General features: G+C 55.1%; 15 protein-coding genes and 1 pseudogene. 10 read left to right on the top strand and 6 right to left on the bottom strand.

From position 1 onward, the window contains the following. Positions 1-35: 35 nt before the first annotated feature. Together BI364_RS17045 and BI364_RS17040 are read right to left on the bottom strand one after the other, a co-directional pair. Entirely contained in the window at positions 36-458 is a 423-nt protein-coding gene (locus BI364_RS17045; protein WP_070079753.1) for a hypothetical protein, read from the bottom strand. 406 nt (positions 459-864) lie between these two features. After that, positions 865-1,563 (bottom strand): hypothetical protein, encoded by a 699-nt coding sequence (locus BI364_RS17040; protein WP_070079752.1) that lies wholly within the window; start codon positions 1,561-1,563, stop codon positions 865-867. 254 nt (positions 1,564-1,817) lie between these two features. Here BI364_RS17040 and BI364_RS17035 point away from each other — a divergent pair, with 254 nt between their 5' ends. Then, entirely contained in the window at positions 1,818-2,525 is a 708-nt protein-coding gene (locus BI364_RS17035) for an SDR family oxidoreductase (protein WP_233279549.1), read from the top strand. Positions 2,526-2,542: 17 nt separating this feature from the next. Here the strand turns inward: BI364_RS17035 and BI364_RS17030 are convergent, their stop codons facing one another. Then, a complete protein-coding gene (locus BI364_RS17030; RefSeq protein WP_070079751.1) occupies positions 2,543-3,427 on the bottom strand; it encodes a fructosamine kinase family protein in 885 nt (294 codons plus the stop codon). Positions 3,428-3,465: 38 nt separating this feature from the next. Here BI364_RS17030 and BI364_RS17025 point away from each other — a divergent pair, with 38 nt between their 5' ends. Next, positions 3,466-3,852, top strand: a complete 387-nt coding sequence (locus BI364_RS17025) for a group III truncated hemoglobin (RefSeq protein ID WP_070079750.1) — start codon at positions 3,466-3,468, stop codon at positions 3,850-3,852. Between the two features lie 54 nt (positions 3,853-3,906). Here the strand turns inward: BI364_RS17025 and BI364_RS17020 are convergent, their stop codons facing one another. Then, a complete protein-coding gene (locus BI364_RS17020) occupies positions 3,907-4,302 on the bottom strand; it encodes a DUF302 domain-containing protein (RefSeq protein ID WP_070079749.1) in 396 nt (131 codons plus the stop codon). Between the two features lie 195 nt (positions 4,303-4,497). On the opposite strand from BI364_RS17020, the gene BI364_RS18835 reads away from it, so the two are divergent. The 7 genes from BI364_RS18835 to BI364_RS16995 are packed head-to-tail and all read left to right on the top strand — an operon-like array spanning position 4,498 to position 11,625. Beyond that, entirely contained in the window at positions 4,498-5,079 is a 582-nt protein-coding gene (locus tag BI364_RS18835; protein ID WP_083251500.1) for a GspH/FimT family pseudopilin, read from the top strand. After that, complete coding sequence (gene pilV / locus BI364_RS17015; RefSeq protein ID WP_070079748.1) at positions 5,076-5,648, top strand: type IV pilus modification protein PilV; 573 nt, start codon at positions 5,076-5,078, stop codon at positions 5,646-5,648. Before BI364_RS18835 ends, pilV begins: the two co-directional genes overlap by 4 nt. Continuing rightward, positions 5,645-6,472 (top strand): PilW family protein, encoded by an 828-nt coding sequence (locus tag BI364_RS17010; RefSeq protein ID WP_070079747.1) that lies wholly within the window; start codon positions 5,645-5,647, stop codon positions 6,470-6,472. Before pilV ends, BI364_RS17010 begins: the two co-directional genes overlap by 4 nt. Then, positions 6,469-7,089: a pilus assembly PilX family protein gene (locus BI364_RS17005; RefSeq protein ID WP_083251499.1), complete on the top strand. Its 621-nt coding sequence runs from the start codon at positions 6,469-6,471 to the stop codon at positions 7,087-7,089. The genes BI364_RS17010 and BI364_RS17005 overlap by 4 nt, the downstream gene beginning before the upstream one ends. 20 nt (positions 7,090-7,109) lie before the next feature. Continuing rightward, on the top strand, positions 7,110-10,847 hold the full coding sequence (locus BI364_RS17000) for a pilus assembly protein (protein WP_083251498.1): 3,738 nt from the start codon (positions 7,110-7,112) through the stop codon (positions 10,845-10,847). A gap of 18 nt (positions 10,848-10,865) precedes the next feature. Next, positions 10,866-11,174: a hypothetical protein gene (locus tag BI364_RS18500; protein ID WP_207644996.1), complete on the top strand. Its 309-nt coding sequence runs from the start codon at positions 10,866-10,868 to the stop codon at positions 11,172-11,174. Further along, the gene (locus BI364_RS16995) at positions 11,167-11,625 is read left to right on the top strand and encodes a type IV pilin protein (protein ID WP_207644995.1); all 459 of its coding nucleotides are present in this window, start codon (positions 11,167-11,169) and stop codon (positions 11,623-11,625) included. The genes BI364_RS18500 and BI364_RS16995 overlap by 8 nt, the downstream gene beginning before the upstream one ends. 277 nt (positions 11,626-11,902) lie before the next feature. Here the strand turns inward: BI364_RS16995 and BI364_RS16990 are convergent. Further along, positions 11,903-12,871, bottom strand: a pseudogene (locus tag BI364_RS16990) (IS30 family transposase); the annotation flags it as partial. 343 nt (positions 12,872-13,214) lie between these two features. On the opposite strand from BI364_RS16990, the gene BI364_RS16985 reads away from it, so the two are divergent. Next, complete coding sequence (locus BI364_RS16985; RefSeq protein ID WP_070079744.1) at positions 13,215-14,012, top strand: FkbM family methyltransferase; 798 nt, start codon at positions 13,215-13,217, stop codon at positions 14,010-14,012. A gap of 10 nt (positions 14,013-14,022) precedes the next feature. Here BI364_RS16985 and ispH read toward each other — a convergent pair whose 3' ends face one another. Then, positions 14,023-14,967 carry a 4-hydroxy-3-methylbut-2-enyl diphosphate reductase gene (gene ispH, locus BI364_RS16980; protein ID WP_070079743.1) on the bottom strand — a complete coding sequence of 315 codons (945 nt, stop codon included), beginning with the start codon at positions 14,965-14,967 and terminating at the stop codon, positions 14,023-14,025. Positions 14,968-15,005 lie beyond the last annotated feature (38 nt).

Below are 15,005 nucleotides of genomic sequence, written 5' to 3'. Positions count from 1 at the left end.
GATGACGTACGCATGGGGCGTGAATCGCGGCGTTTTTAATTATCTGGCTGACCTTGCGTCGTGGCATCCTGCGCCTCCTGTTGCGCCTGTTGCTGTGCTTGCTGCTGGGTCTGTTGGCTCGATTCCTGTGCTTGTTGACTGGACTGCTGCGCCTGCTGACTGGATTCCTGGACCTGTTGGCTCGATTCTTGGGCTTGCTGACGGGGCCCGCCGCCGGCCTGAGCCGAGGTTTCGCTGGATTCGTGGGCTGCGGAACTGGCTTCCGCACCTGAGGTATGTCGGATGAGCCCATGGTCCCCACCGGGGATACTGATATGGTTCTCAATCGCGCCCTGAACATCCTGATTGGGACCGACGACGTTGATGGTAATGTCGAGATTGTCGCCCGCAGCGTGAGCGGCGCTGGTCATTGCCATGCCGGTCAGCAGAATCATGGTCGCCAGGGTGGTGCGTCGCATGTCTTTGTCCTCACAATGCGTCTCCAATCGAAATCTCCGATAGGACGCGGTATCGTTGACCGGGAGATTCGGGTCTTTGGGTCCACAAATCGATCCGGGGTCGCTTCCTGCCATGTGTCTTGATTATTAACACGTCGTGACAGGGGAAAACGTTCCATCAATCAAGCGGCAGATGATGGCCTTGCCGTTCAGCGGCTTCAAGCCCTCATATCAAATAAAAGCCCACGGGTCGTGGACTCAAACGTAAAGTATTTATGCGCGTCATGATCGGTGGCTGCCCGCCCAGCTGCAAGGGTGTGCTCCGCCTAGACAAAGGGGCGAGGACCCGATTGGATCCTCGCCCCGAAATCGCTTGCCGTGTTCAGATCTGGGCTACGCGCATATGTGATACAGCTGGGTGTTGTGTTCAGCCTTCGGTACTCATATTCATGGTCTTGGGCGCATAGATGCGGGCTACTGAAAGGTCGGTCCGCAGGCGCCGGAGTTCGACCGTATTGCCAACCTTGAGGGGGGCGTATCCATAAAGTTCGGGGTGTAGATTGATCGCAAGCATCGTGGTAGCCACTTCCTCAGATGATTGGATTGGGCCGAGTTGGGCGATCAGGCGGCTCCAGGCCTTGTTTAGACGGTGCATTTCACCGCCCTTGGCGAGGACGGCGTCCCAGGTGTGCATCTGGCCATTGATGCGTGCACGAAGGTGATATACCTGCCCCATGTGCCCCGCGATATTGACCTGTGTATGGGTCGGCGTCACGCGAATGGTGCTGGCGACAACATTAAGTCCGGGGTCGCGTGTGGCGTTGACGACCTGCCCGCGGGTTTCAGTTTCGCCTGCGGCCGCAAATCGGCTAATCAACTTGCCATGGCCGATCCAATAGCCGACACTTTTCTGTCCGAAGATGCCTGACTTGCCATAGTCGATGCTGGCATTGGTTACATGCTTGGAATCGATGCCCATGGTGAGATGAGCATGATCTGCCAGTGAATACTCGGCTTGGAGCACCCCGTTGTGGTGTGTTTCGGAGATCAGGGGTTTGGCGGCAACAGTCATGCCCGCGACGGCCACACCCAGCAATGCGTAAGAAAGATAAACATAACGTTTCATTTGAAATCTCCCAATTAGTCGATGAAGCCCGTCGATGCGTTTTCGGAACGGACAATCCTCTGTCTCGTTATGGCTAAGCACGCCATCGAGATATAAAAAGTTCCAAATAAATTAATTTTCGCTCGAAAAAACCCGGATTTTTTTCGGCTCGAAAACGTTCTAAGATGAAATGGGAACCAAATTTTGAATCCGTACGTGTTAATCGGATTGGCGGATGGTTTTTGTGTGGTGTGACGCACGACGCACAGAGCGGAATGAAAGAAACCTGGGGTTGGATTGCCATGCCAAGTATCGTGATCACAGGCGCCGGCCGGGGTATCGGCCTGGTGCTGGCTGAGCAGTACCGTGAGAGGGGTTGGCGTGTATATGCATGTCATCGCCATGCAAGCGTTGAACTGAAACGCCTGGCGAACGAACACCTCAGTCTTTACCCGTTGGACGTGGCGGATGAGACGCAGATAGCCCGCTTTGTTGATGGTCTCGGGGGCGCCCCCCTCGATGTGCTATTCAACAATGCCGGGGTTTATGGCCCATTCGAGGATGGTCTCGGGGCGCTCAATGCCCAGGGCCTGTTGGAAACCCTAAAAATCAACACGGTTGCGCCATTGCTTCTTGCGCAGGCGCTGCTACCCAATCTTCAAGCCGGTTCGCGAAAAATTATCGCAACGTTGACCAGCCGCATGGGCAGTATTGCCGATAACGCATCCGGTGGACATTATCCCTATCGTGCTTCCAAGGCCGCATTGAACGCGGCGCTCAAGAGCTTGTCCATCGATCTGCGCCCACGTGGTATCAAGGTGCTGATTTTGCATCCGGGATGGGTCAAGACGGATATGGGCGGGCCAAATGGTCAGTTGACCATCGAGCAGTGCGCCACACGATTATGTGGGTTGGTGGACGCCGCGGATCAAGGCGATAGCGGGCGATTTATCGACATCGACGGGGACACGTTGCCCTGGTAGACGACGGAACGATTGCTCTAGTCAACGTCGGAGACCAAGCGTTCGATCATCTGTATGGCTTGCCGTGCGTAGCCGCCGCCGAACAGATTGAAGTGATTCAGGACGTGGTAGAAATTGTATAACGCCTGACGATGCTCATAACCGGAGGGCAGTGGCCAGGCGGTGTGGTATGCGGCACGGAATGTCGCGCCGAACCCGCCGAAAAGCATCGTCATGGCCAAATCGGTCTCACGGTCGCCGTAGTAGGGGGCGGGGTCGTAGAGCACGGGTTGACCCTCGGAGTCGTAGGCGTAGTTGCCGCACCAGAGGTCGCCGTGCAGCAGAGAAGGTGCCGGTGAGTGCCCATCGAGCAGCGCGGGCAGTCTTGCGAGTAAACGCTCCCCCGCTACGATCAGGGCCGTCGGTGCGGCATGTTCCTCGGCCATTCGTAATTGAGGTTCGAGACGTCGTTCTCGCCAGAACCGGATCCAGTTGTGGTCAACCCGGTTGTCCTGTGGCGTACGCCCGAGGGTATTGTCTCGATGCCAGCCGTAGTGTGTGCCGATACAGCGATGCAGCTGCGCCAGCGCTTCACCCAAAGTCGACTCGTCGCCATGCGGCGAGAGTGGGATGTGTTCGAGGACGAGAAATGCGCGTTCTTGTGCAATGCCATGGAGCAATGGTTTTGGGCAGCGGATGGCGTGCGTCGCACCGATGGCAGCGAGTCCTTCCGCCTCCGCCGCGAACATCATCTGGTCCCCGGCGTGGCCGAGTTTCACAAAATACGACTCACCGGATACGATCAGACGGTATGCCGAGGCCGTATCGCCGCCAGAAATTGGATGGGCGGCTTCGAAGCGTCGTCGTACGCGCAATTCGCCACTCAGGCGTGCGGCGATCTCGTCCCAGAGGGGCTCGATCATGACACCAACGCGTATTCGGGTACTGGTAGGATGTGCAAATGGAACATCGTCAACTCAATCCATTGTGTGCACGTATCGGGCGCGATCGAGTAGATCAGGTCATTACCGCATTTTACGAACACTTACGCGCGGATGCACTGCTCGCGCCCTTATTTGCGCACATCGGCGATGCTGCGCGACATGAGAGGCGAGTCGCCGATTTCTGGTGGATCGCGATGGGGGGACAGCCGCCGGCGTATGAAGTGTCCGTGGATATGCTTGGCGTACATGCGGGTATGCGGCTCCGCCCGGAGCACTTTGCACGTTGGCTGGCCTTGTTGCACGACAGCCTTGAGAGGCATCTGGAGCCGCCGCTGGCCTCCGATTGGTTACGGATGGCCGAGGGTATTGTGTTGCGGCTGCGTACTGCGTTGGGCGTGTGTTAGATGTCACGTTGTAATGCGCCCCGCCCGAGCATCAGGGCGGGGCGCATTGTCGGCTCAGCTTGCGAGCAAGGCGTCGCGCACCGCCTCTAGGCGCCCACGAACTTCGTCCGCCAGTGCTTCGATGCCGGGCCGTTCGACCAAACCGAGCACTGCCTGCGGGTCCATAAAACCGACCGTGGTCTTGCCGTCGCCGTCGTCGCGCACGATGACGTTACAGGGCAGGAGTAGTCCGATGTCGGGATCGGCGTCCAGCGCCCGGTTGGCCAGTTGGGGATTGCATGCGCCGAGTATCCGGTACGGACGTTTATCCACGCCAATCTTGGCCTTGAGGGTGCCGGCAACGTCGATGTCGGCCAAAACCCCGAATCCCTGGGTCTTGAGAGCCTCCGTCACGCGACCGATCACATCATCAAAACCCGCGTTCAGGCTGATAGAGAAACCATAAGCCATATCGTCCTCCGATATTTCTGCAGTGAGCCCGCTATCGCTGCGGGGTGAATGCATGGTAACGGACTTCGGAGAAGACTGCGCCCGTGGGCATATGAGGATTGGCCTCTCCCCCGCTCGTCAGCCGTAAGCGAGGCTTCATCCGGTGTTCGCGGATGATATCTTTACACTGGAACCGGCAACTTATACATAGAGGCTATGCGAATAAGAAGCGGACAATCGGCCTTTACACTAATCGAGCTGTTAGTGACGCTTGCGCTTGTGGCGATACTGGCGCTTATTGGCATCCCGAGTTACCAGACCGTGACGACCACAAACCGGATGGCGACGGAAATGAATGCCTTTGTCGGAGGCATTCAGTTTGCACGTAGCGAAGCGATAAAACGTGGTTATGACGTTAGCATGTGTGCGGCTGATCCACTCACTAATCAGCCGACGACGACCAACCCGCAATGCATCGGAGCGAGTACAAACAACTGGAGTTCTGGTTGGGTAGTGTATGCGCCAGCATTTGGCTCCAGCGCTACCAGTGTTCTGAGAATTCATGCGGCACTTACTCAAAATGACCAGCTTGTGACCAATGGCACCAGTAACTCCGGTGTACTGACATTCAATCGCAACGGCTTCACCTCGCAGGCTCAGACATACACATTGACGCCCGGTGTCGCGTCGAACGCCTTGGCGAATCCTCCGTGCGCTGTCCTATCAACCGTGGGTCGTATCAGGGTTGGAAAAATCCAGAACACGGCAACCACCTTGAATGCTCAAAACTGTCAATGACCTCGAACCGATTACAACAGCAAGGATTCAGTCTGGTCGAGGCGCTGGTCGCCTTGCTGATCATAGCGGTGGGATTGCTGGGCATCGCCGGCATGCAGGCCTTGAGCTTGAGCAGTACCTCTAATTCGCGAGTGAGGGCATTGGCTGCCATGGAAGCTTCCAACATGGCGGCCTATATGGCTGCGAATGCGACGTTTTGGCGAAACGTGCCCTCTGGATTCAGTGCGACAATAACACCGACAGGCGCGACCTTTGGCGCTAGCGCATCGCTGACGACATCAAATACTGCTCTAAACTCAGATTTCAGCGCTGCGACGGATTGCGCTCAGGTTCAGTGCACGCCCTCGCAAATGGCCGCGTATGACCTCAGGCAATGGGGTACGAACCAGAATCCGCAGTTGGCGCTTCTTCCTCAGGGTGTTGGAAACATAGGCTACAGCAGCACAGGTGTACTAATCGTCTCCGTGGGCTGGACAGAGCAACACAAGGAAGGAAGCGCGCTAGCTTCATCGACTACGAGCTATCTGGCGCCGTCAACGACTTGGTATCGCATTGTGGTGCAGCCATGATTCCTTACTTGGCCAATAAGCTCCACAGCCATACGCAACAAGCAGGTGTAGGCCTGGTTGAGTTGATGGTGGCTATGGTGATTAGTCTGTTTTTGCTTGCAGGCTTGTTCACCATCTTCTTCAGCACACGAACCACCTACGATGACCAGCAGGCACTTTCTGCCTTGCAGGAAAATGAAACCCTTGCGGCCTCTATCCTAGCCAATACCATCAGGTCGGCCGGGTATTTCCCCTATGGGACTACATACGCAGATCGCAATGAAGCCTTCCCCGCTGCTGGAACGACTTGGGCGCAAGGCCAAGTACTAGCGGCGAATACAACCACCTTCATGCTGCCAGGCAACAACGCAACCACGGTAGATACGCTCTCTGTTCGCATGATTCCTGAGGCCGCTTTGAACTGCCTCGGTCAGAACAGCACATCAGTCCAGATCAACACGTTTAGCGTATTAAATAATGCGGCCGGCAGCAGTCCATATTCGTTGGCATGTTCCGTTCAATCTGCCAGTGGGAGTGTAACGTCAAGTGCGGTCGTTTCCCCACTGGGTGCGCGTGGCGTCAATCCCAATGGAGGCGGCATCGCCAATATGCAGGTCATGATCGGTGTGGCCCCGAATGGAGATTACGTTCAGCAGTACTACACGCCCGCGCAGATGACCGCCGCCAACTGGCAAAATGCGCGAACGGTTGTAGTCACGTTGACCTTCTTCAATCCGCTGTTCAATGCCGCTCAAACACCCACTGCTAATAATACAGACGCGAACGGTCAGCCGCGGTATCTCAAGCTGACGCGAGTTGTCCGTCTGGAGAATCTTGCACAATGACCACGCCACGCCGACAGATGCCTCGGAAACAGGAAGGATTCGCGCTCATCGCCGCGTTGTTAATACTCGTGATTCTTACGCTTCTGGGCGTGAGCATGATGAGTGGCATTGGCCTGCAAGACAAAATGTCCAGTAATGTGCGGGAAAAGACCCGCGCTACTACGGCGGCATCCTTTGTGATCAACGTCGTCGATAATCTATTGCCGACGATGCCCTTAAGTGTTTCAGGCTGTACATCGTCAACAACGACATGGCGCGTTTGCGCAGCTAATACGGTGACGACATCTTCAGCCGTCGACAATGCGACTTGGGGGCTGAATGGCGGCACGACAAATGCCGTCCCCGCCACGGCGACGGCCTTGCCGTCCCAGGCATTCCCAAGCGCTTTGATCAAAACGGGTGGGGGAAACAATGTCTACGCATATACCCCTGAGTTTTTTCTCGAGTATCAGGGGCGCGTGCCGACGCCACCCGGTTACAGCGTATCGGTCAACCAATATGGTGCTGGTAGTGCGCCCGTACTCGATGTGTATCGCACAACCGCGATGGCGACAGGTGGAAATGATGCGGCAGTTTCCGTAATTCAATCGAACTACGATTACATGCATATGCGGTAAATGCGTCTGGAGACGTAATTATGAAAACGATGATAAATTTATGGCTCTTGCGCACCGTAATGGTGGTCACTCTGGGTTTGCTCGGGATGGAGCTTGCGTTTGCAGGTTCGCCCCAAGTTCAGATTTCGAATATTCCCATGACGTTGGTGCAACCAACCCCGCCACAGGTTTTGTTCGCAGTCACCAATTCGCAATCCATGGACGGCGATCTATCCGGTGCAATCATGACCGGATCGGGCGCCGTAAACGGGTTTTCGGGACCTTCCTCTCCGACATGCTATACCGTACCGGCAGGATTCACGCCACCAATGTCGGCTGCGGGGACCGGCGGCTGCCCATCGGGGCAGGCGCCGTACACAGTGATCTCAGGTAGTGTTCAGTATGACAACGGCCCCAGTCGGCTTAATGTGGCCAAACAGGCACTCCACGCGGTGATTCAGCAATATGCTGCGACCTTCGATATGGGGCTGATGGAGTACAAAACGGGTACGGCAAATCTGTATAGCACGTGGGTTTACTACATGAGCCCCACAAACGGGTTCGCTTTTACCAATGACATTACGGATGCGCTTCCGTCGGGCGCGACTTCGTGGGTGACCAACCCATGTTATGGAACATCAGCATCGAGCCAATGTACCAGTATGGCGAGTATCCTTGGCTCGTCAGTTACCAGTGATCAATTCATGGCTGTGCAGTCGACATCCGATTCGCCGGAAATCAATGATGTTCTTTACGCGTCGGGTCTTAGCCCGATTTTTCTAGACTACGGTAGTCACAGCCCCTCAAATCCATATACCGGTTTCAGTTTGTCGGCATATAACCAAGGGTCAATTCTGATTTCCTACAAAAGTTGCACGCCTTCCAATTGTGCTGCTGCAACAGGACCCACCAATGCAGGATATGTGCCTTATTCCGATCAGGTAATTTATGCCAGTCGCGGTTTTGGGTATTACACTACTGCAACGCCATCGACTGGAACGGTGCTTGTACAAATACAAAATGCGGGTATCAATGGGCAGCCGGCAACGAGTGCCCAGATCAATAAATATATTAATAATTTCACGCCTTATCTCGCCCCGGAGACAAACAACACGACGAGTAAAGAAATCAAGGCACTAGCCGTGCAGAGTCCCATCGCGGGGATATTGGCAGGTGCTTACAATTACTTTACCAATCCGGCGCCGCCGACGGTTAATGGTTGTCCGTCCAAGCGCTATGTGGTGTTGGTTACGGATGGGTTGCCAACAGAGGACACGAGTGGATACAACTGGCCACCCCTGGGCAGCGAAGCTGGCAATGGCTACGGCGTTTATGCCACCTTCGATCTTGTAAAGGGAGGAACGGTATCGACCACGAGCACAAGTTTTGCCGCCGATGTTCTGGCCGGAAAGACCCTTGGTTTGGCAGTGGATTCTAATGGCAATTATTTAACAAATGATCAAGCACTCATCGATGCGATCACAAATCTGAAAATGCTGGTTTCCAAGGGTATTACGACCTACGTTGTCGGCATGGGTGCCGGTGTCGATCCGAGTAAAAATCCGGCAGCGGCGGCTACCATGAAGGCGATGGCGATCGCCGGTGGGACGCCCAATTACTTCGCAGGCACCAGCGCGCAAGCTGTGGTTAATGACTTGAGCGTGATTTTTGGTCAGATACAGGCGGCCAATATGTCAACCACATCCGTGGCTGTCAATTCGGGCAGTATTCAGAATAATACGCTGGTGTTTCAGGCTCGCTTTACCTCGGCAACGGCACCCTACAACGACTGGACGGGCAACTTGCTGGCGTTCCCGATCAGCTCGAATTTATCGATCAATACACAGTCATCCAATGCCATCTGGCAAGCTGAACCTCAGCTCGATAAAGCGCTGGCAGGGACCAATTGGCAGAGTTTCCCGATTTATAGCTGGAATCCCACTAAATCTCAGGGCGTTGCCTTTGACTGGAGTAACATCGATGCCAATCAACAAGCCGATCTTGAACAATATTGGAGTACGCTGACGTCGACTCAGCAAGTGGCCTACAGTAGCAACATAGCCGTATACGGTCAGGCTGTGCTTGACTACCTGCGGGGTGACCAAAGTCAGGAACAAAATAACGGAGGTCCGCTCCGTAACCGTTCCCTGCTTCTGGGCGACATCGTCGACAGCAATCCGCTGTATATCGGTCCTCCGCCAGCAGTGTCAGGACTTTCCGCGCCCCTAGGGGCAAGTGCTGCAACGCAGACTGTTTATGGTGCGGCAGTCAATGCATATAACGCATTTTACACCGCCAATCAGGGGCGCACGCCGGCGATCTATGTTGGTGCAAATAGTGGGCTGCTTTATGGTTTCAACGCGACTAGCGGCGCGCCCCTGTTTGGCTATGTGCCGTCATCGGAATATTTCGATCTGGCCAATCTGTCCCAGCCGACCTACAACCAAAATCACCGGTTCTTCGTCGATGGACCGGCCAATGCAGGCGATGTCCCATTTATCAACAGCACCAATAACACCGTAACCTGGCATACCGTTTTGGCTGGTGGCATGGGTGCGGGTGGTCAGGGCATTTATGCGCTGGATGTGAGCTCACCCTCTGGCCAATCCAGTTCGGATGTGCTGTGGGATATCACCAATAATACCGCGGGATTTTCACAGCTCGGCTTGACATACAGTCAGCCGCAGATCGCTATCATGAATATCAATAATTCCAACGGGACCCCAGTACCGACGCCGGTGGCAATTTTTGGCAATGGCTACAATAGCGCATCAAGTCTGCCATACCTGTATGTAGTCAATGCGCAGACAGGCTCTCTGATTCACTCGTTCGATCTTTGTACAAATAGCACCGGTATTGAGCCTGCCGCGTGTTCTTCAAGTGCGCCCGATGGATTGTCAACACCGACTGTTATATCAACCCAAGGTGGCGACATCGCTGATAGGGCCTATGCGGGTGATCTACAGGGGAATTTGTGGCGTTTCGATATGTCGTCGCCAAACCCTGCCAACTGGACCGCCTGGGTGTTGTTCAAGGCCGCCGGCCCTAGCGGTAACGCACAACCCATCACAACCGCACCCGCAGTTTCCCGGGCCCCGTTTGGAACGGCCGGCTATCTGGTCTATTTCGGTACAGGGCAGCTGCTGGGAACGCCGGATTTGACTGATACCAATACGCAAAGCTTCTACGGTGTATTGGATACCGGGACAAATTCAGGGATAACCACCAGTGCGGGTAATCCGCAGTGGTTGACGCGCAGTGCTCTCGTATCGCAGACCCTGACTCAGACCACCTATACAGGCACGAACACCAGCGGCAATTCGGTGAGTAAGCCGGTTCTGACCGTAACGACCAATCCTGTTAACTATGCAAGTACGGATGGCTGGTACATGGATTTGCCATTTTCTGGTGGACGCGTGATAACCAATCCATCTGTATTCGGACAGGAAGTGGTATTCACGGCAAATATTCCGTCCACGAATGTTTGTGGCGGCGGGCTTGAGAGTTGGTTGATTGCGGTGAATTACGCGACAGGCAGCGCATTCAGTTCTCCCATGTTGGATTTGAATGGCGATGGGCTGATTAATAGCGCTGATCAGGTGAATGGCCAGAATCCGGTGGGTGTCAGTGAAGGCAACGTATACTCATCTGCGCCAGTCGTTACACCCACGGGCACACAGTCAGTCAAATTGATTTCCAAGTCGAATTCACAAATTGAGACGCAAAAGGAAAGGGCTGGTTTGCAGTCGGGTCGAGTGAATTGGGTAGAGTTGCGTTGAATCCTCAGCTGGGAGTATATGAATATGTTGGCTTTTGATCCAAACAGCGGAGAAATCATTCGACAGCGCTTCAGGAAGTGGCTGATCAAGGGCATTGTCGCACTATCTTTATTAGTGAGTTTTAATGGCGTGTATGCAACATATGCCATACCGCGGTCTCAGCTGCCTAACGCAAATCTGGCTAATCAACACGGCAATAGCACGCAGACCGATGGTGCGAAGAATCATTACTCTAGGCAGCAACAATCAGGTCAAATGATCACAAATGAGGGAGTACCAAAGCCTAATGGCGACAGAGACGCTTCAGGGGGCAGCTCCGGTGACTAACCCGATGTTTAGACAGCGTAAAGGCGACTCTTTGCGCGGGTTCACGCTCATCGAACTCATGATCACTGTAGTGGTCGCCGCCATACTGGCCATCATCGCTTACCCCATGTATACCGGCTATGTGCTCAAGGCTCATCGTACGGCTGCGAAGACATCTCTTTTAGAGATCGCCAGTCGCGAGGAGCGCTATTATTCGACGAACAATATTTACGCTACCAGTCTGCTCATGCTGGGTTATAACGGGACAGGAATTGATGTTCCGACAGGGAGTAGTACGCCTTACTATCATGTCGGTTTGTACGCAACTTCTACGACTTATTATAATATTCGGGCTATTCCGATACATTCGCAAATAAACGATACCGAATGTGGAACATTCATGCTTAATTCGTTGGGACAAAAGAAGGTTCAGAATGCAAGCCCCCAGGTCGCTGCAAACTGCTGGCAATAACATGCAATATCGGGCAAGGGATCTGACTTCCTATCTAATTGATGGAAATATCAGGGACGAAGTGCACTCTAAGCCACCATTTGAGCCGCATAGTGATTTTGGTCAAGCGAGTTCATTACGCAGGGAATTTGGCAGATCGAAGGTGATTTTCTCCTCGTGCCCCGCGAGTTCCGTAACTTCTGGAGCACCCCGGGGAGTAGCTGGGCGGTGACGTCACACACCAGTTTTTCCGGCGAAAATGCACCTGCCGTGATGCCAATATGAGGCGTTCTTCCAGTCATTTTCGGCGAATATCACTCGCGCCATCGATGATGCGGATCCAACCGGCGGATGCAACGAACTGGTTAAATCGTTCGGCCGGTGTTTCATAGTTTAGGGTTTTTCTCGGTCTGGAGTTTAATTGCCTGGCTACTGTATTGAGCTTGTCCTGTGAATATTCAGATAAATCCGGGCCCTTTGGAAAATACTGTCTAAGTAGTCTGTTGGTATTTTCGTTTGATCCACGTTGCCAGGGATTGTGTGGATCGCAGAAACAGACCTGGATGTCAGTTGCCAGGGTAAACCGCTGGTGCTGCGCCATCTCAGAGCCCCGATCCCAGGTCAGCGACCGATACAGCTGCTGCGGTAGCTTGTGCGCTTGTTTGATGAGCGCGTTGATCACCGTCTCGCTGTCTTTCCTGGGCACTTTCACCAGCATCACGTAACGGGAATGGCGTTCATCGAGCGTGGCGATCTAGCTGTCTCGCCCGCCGCAGAGCAGGTCACCCTCCCAGTGCCCCGGTACGACTCGATCCTCGGCCTCGGCCGGACGCTCCCGGATCGATACCGTATTCAGGATCCGGCCGTGATCGAGGGTTTTCTGGGTATGATGGCGAGATCTGCGCATCACGCGCGTACGCCGTAGATACCCCAGCAGTTCCTTCTTCAGCGCCCCTCGCGCCTGGATAAAGAGACTGCGATAGATCGTTTCGTGCGACACCTGGTAGCACTCGTCATTCGGATAAGTACGCTTGAGCCAACCGGCAATCTGTTCCGGTGACCACCATGCGCGGAGTCCCTGGGCCACAAGGTGGGCCAGGTTTTGATTCTGTACCCGTTTGCAGGCTTTGGGGCGAAGCGCTCGGTCCCAGGCCGCCTGATCGGCTTGTGCGGCCCGGTAGGTGGTCCGGCCACCATTACGGTTGATCTCGTGGCTGATCATGGAGGGCGACCGCCGAAGCCGCGCCGCTATCGTACGGATCGAGTTGGGGTTGTTAGGCGAACCGACGACGAGCCCGTATGCCGGACGCGGTAAGCACCTCTATCGGGCCAGTGAGGCTGCGGTGCCCGGGTGTAGTATTCGGGGGTTATATCCATGAAACGTCTATGCACACCATTCGAGCGATGTTGGACATGGGGCATGTATGCCCTGCCTGCTGTCTAACCGTCACGCCAGTGTGCTTGCCGGTAACGATGCTCACATGATGGTGCTATATAAGCGTGTGGTATGGCGTAATAGGCTAGCCGCTGGCAGTAATGAGAGTGGCGCGTTGGGTTTCGCCGTGACGGCAATTGGTGCGGTAAATCCGTAATTTGACATGGAGAGGTCAATGCGAGGCATGGTCAAACGTACGGCTGAGGGGATCATCGCCCGGATGGGCTACCGCTTGATTCCCGAATGGCAGTTGAAGGATGCGGACTACGCAAGACATCTCGAGGCGTTGTTCGATCTTCTCGATATTCGTTGCGTCCTCGATGTCGGTGCCAACAAGGGCCAGTACCGAGATTTTCTGAGGCGTCGTGTGGGTTACGAAGGGTTGATTCTATCCTTTGAGCCGGTACACGAGTTGGCGAGCGCATTGTCGACGCGTGCCCGTGAAGATGAGCAGTGGGAGGTATTCGAATTCGCACTGGGGGAGGCAGATACCGAACAGACGCTGAATGTGATGGCTACTTCGGTATTCAGTTCCTTTTTGGAGCCCGATCATAGTGTTGTCCAGGATTTTGCGGCCGATAATGTACTCGACCACAAGGAAAACGTGGGGGTCAAGCGCCTGGATACATTTATGGCGGAAATGTCAGGGACGCGTGAATTCGGCAATACCTATCTGAAGATGGATACCCAAGGATATGACTTGAATGTGCTCCGAGGCGCGCGGGAAAGCCTGCGCAATATTCGGGCGCTGCAGAGTGAAGTGTCCGTGTTGGGTATTTATACCGGGATGCCGGGTTATATGGAGTCGATCGAAGCGATTCGAGAATCCGGCTTCGATGTCACGGGCTTGTTTCCGGTGACGCGGGATGACGCGATGCGCGTCATCGAATTCGACTGCGTTGCGGTCAACCGTGGATTGCTGGCGCAGACGGTCGATACCACAATAGTCCAAACGGAAGCGGTGCGACCCTGAGCCGCCTTGCTCAGGCGGTGGCTTCGCGTAGGGCGGCGGGTAGGCTGAATGTGATGTTTTCGGGCTGCCCCGCCAGTTCGCTAACGCCTGTGGCGCCCCAGGCGAGTAATTGCGCGATGACGTCGCGGACCAGTTTTTCCGGCGCAGATGCACCTGCCGTGATACCGATACGATGGCGATCCTCCAGCCATTCGCGGCGAATATCACTGGCGCCATCGATGAGGTAAGCAGGTATTCCGGCCTTGTCGGCCAGTTCGCGCAGGCGATTCGAGTTGGAGCTGTTGGGTGAACCGACGACGAGGATCAGGTCGCAGTTTTCGCTCAATCGACGCACGGCGTCCTGCCGATTCTGGGTGGCGTAGCAGATGTCGTCACGGCGAGGACCTTCGATCGCCGGGAATCGCTCGCGCAGCGCATCAATGACCGCGCTGGTATCGTCAACCGACAGCGTCGTTTGTGTGACGAACGCTAGGTGTTCGGGATCTTGGATGTCTAGGTGTGCAACATCCTGCGGTGATTCGACAAGATACATGTGCCCGCCGGCTCGGCTGTCGAACTGTCCCATGGTCCCCTCGACCTCGGGGTGTCCGGCGTGGCCGATGAGAATCACCTCGCGGCCCTCGCGGGAGAAGCGGGTAACTTCAATGTGAACCTTGGTCACCAGCGGACAGGTTGCGTCGAATACCGTCAACTCGCGTGATTCTGCGTGACGACGTACGGTTTGCGAGACGCCGTGCGCACTGAAAATCACGGTGGCACCATCCGGTACTTCGTCGAGTTCTTCCACGAAAACAGCACCCTTGGCACGCAGGCCGTCGACTACGAAGCGATTGTGCACGACTTCGTGTCGCACATAGATGGGCGCGCCGAAGCAGGTCAGCGCGCGCTCGACGATGTCGATGGCGCGATCCACGCCGGCACAGAAGCCGCGCGGGTTGGCTAACAGGATGTCCATGGCGTGGTCCCCTGGCTGGGTTGGCGGGCGATCGGGGC

The organism is Acidihalobacter yilgarnensis, assembly GCF_001753245.1.
GTDB classification, from domain to species: Bacteria; Pseudomonadota; Gammaproteobacteria; order DSM-5130; family Acidihalobacteraceae; genus Acidihalobacter; species Acidihalobacter yilgarnensis.
The sequence above is the reverse complement of the archived record's forward strand: the minus strand, read 5'-3'. Positions and strand labels throughout refer to the sequence as shown.

What these genes read in the sequence shown, in the direction of transcription:
- BI364_RS17045 (WP_070079753.1), bottom strand. Translation starts at nt 458, where the DNA reads ATGCGACGCACCACCCTGGCGACCATGATTCTGCTGACCGGCATGGCA.
- BI364_RS17040 (WP_070079752.1), bottom strand. Translation starts at nt 1,563, where the DNA reads ATGAAACGTTATGTTTATCTTTCTTACGCATTGCTGGGTGTGGCCGTC.
- BI364_RS17035 (WP_233279549.1), top strand. Translation starts at nt 1,818, where the DNA reads ATGAAAGAAACCTGGGGTTGGATTGCCATGCCAAGTATCGTGATCACA.
- BI364_RS17030 (WP_070079751.1), bottom strand. Translation starts at nt 3,427, where the DNA reads ATGATCGAGCCCCTCTGGGACGAGATCGCCGCACGCCTGAGTGGCGAA.
- BI364_RS17025 (WP_070079750.1), top strand. Translation starts at nt 3,466, where the DNA reads ATGGAACATCGTCAACTCAATCCATTGTGTGCACGTATCGGGCGCGAT.
- BI364_RS17020 (WP_070079749.1), bottom strand. Translation starts at nt 4,302, where the DNA reads ATGGCTTATGGTTTCTCTATCAGCCTGAACGCGGGTTTTGATGATGTG.
- BI364_RS18835 (WP_083251500.1), top strand. Translation starts at nt 4,498, where the DNA reads ATGCGAATAAGAAGCGGACAATCGGCCTTTACACTAATCGAGCTGTTA.
- pilV (WP_070079748.1), top strand. Translation starts at nt 5,076, where the DNA reads ATGACCTCGAACCGATTACAACAGCAAGGATTCAGTCTGGTCGAGGCG.
- BI364_RS17010 (WP_070079747.1), top strand. Translation starts at nt 5,645, where the DNA reads ATGATTCCTTACTTGGCCAATAAGCTCCACAGCCATACGCAACAAGCA.
- BI364_RS17005 (WP_083251499.1), top strand. Translation starts at nt 6,469, where the DNA reads ATGACCACGCCACGCCGACAGATGCCTCGGAAACAGGAAGGATTCGCG.
- BI364_RS17000 (WP_083251498.1), top strand. Translation starts at nt 7,110, where the DNA reads ATGAAAACGATGATAAATTTATGGCTCTTGCGCACCGTAATGGTGGTC.
- BI364_RS18500 (WP_207644996.1), top strand. Translation starts at nt 10,866, where the DNA reads ATGAATATGTTGGCTTTTGATCCAAACAGCGGAGAAATCATTCGACAG.
- BI364_RS16985 (WP_070079744.1), top strand. Translation starts at nt 13,215, where the DNA reads ATGCGAGGCATGGTCAAACGTACGGCTGAGGGGATCATCGCCCGGATG.
- ispH (WP_070079743.1), bottom strand. Translation starts at nt 14,967, where the DNA reads ATGGACATCCTGTTAGCCAACCCGCGCGGCTTCTGTGCCGGCGTGGAT.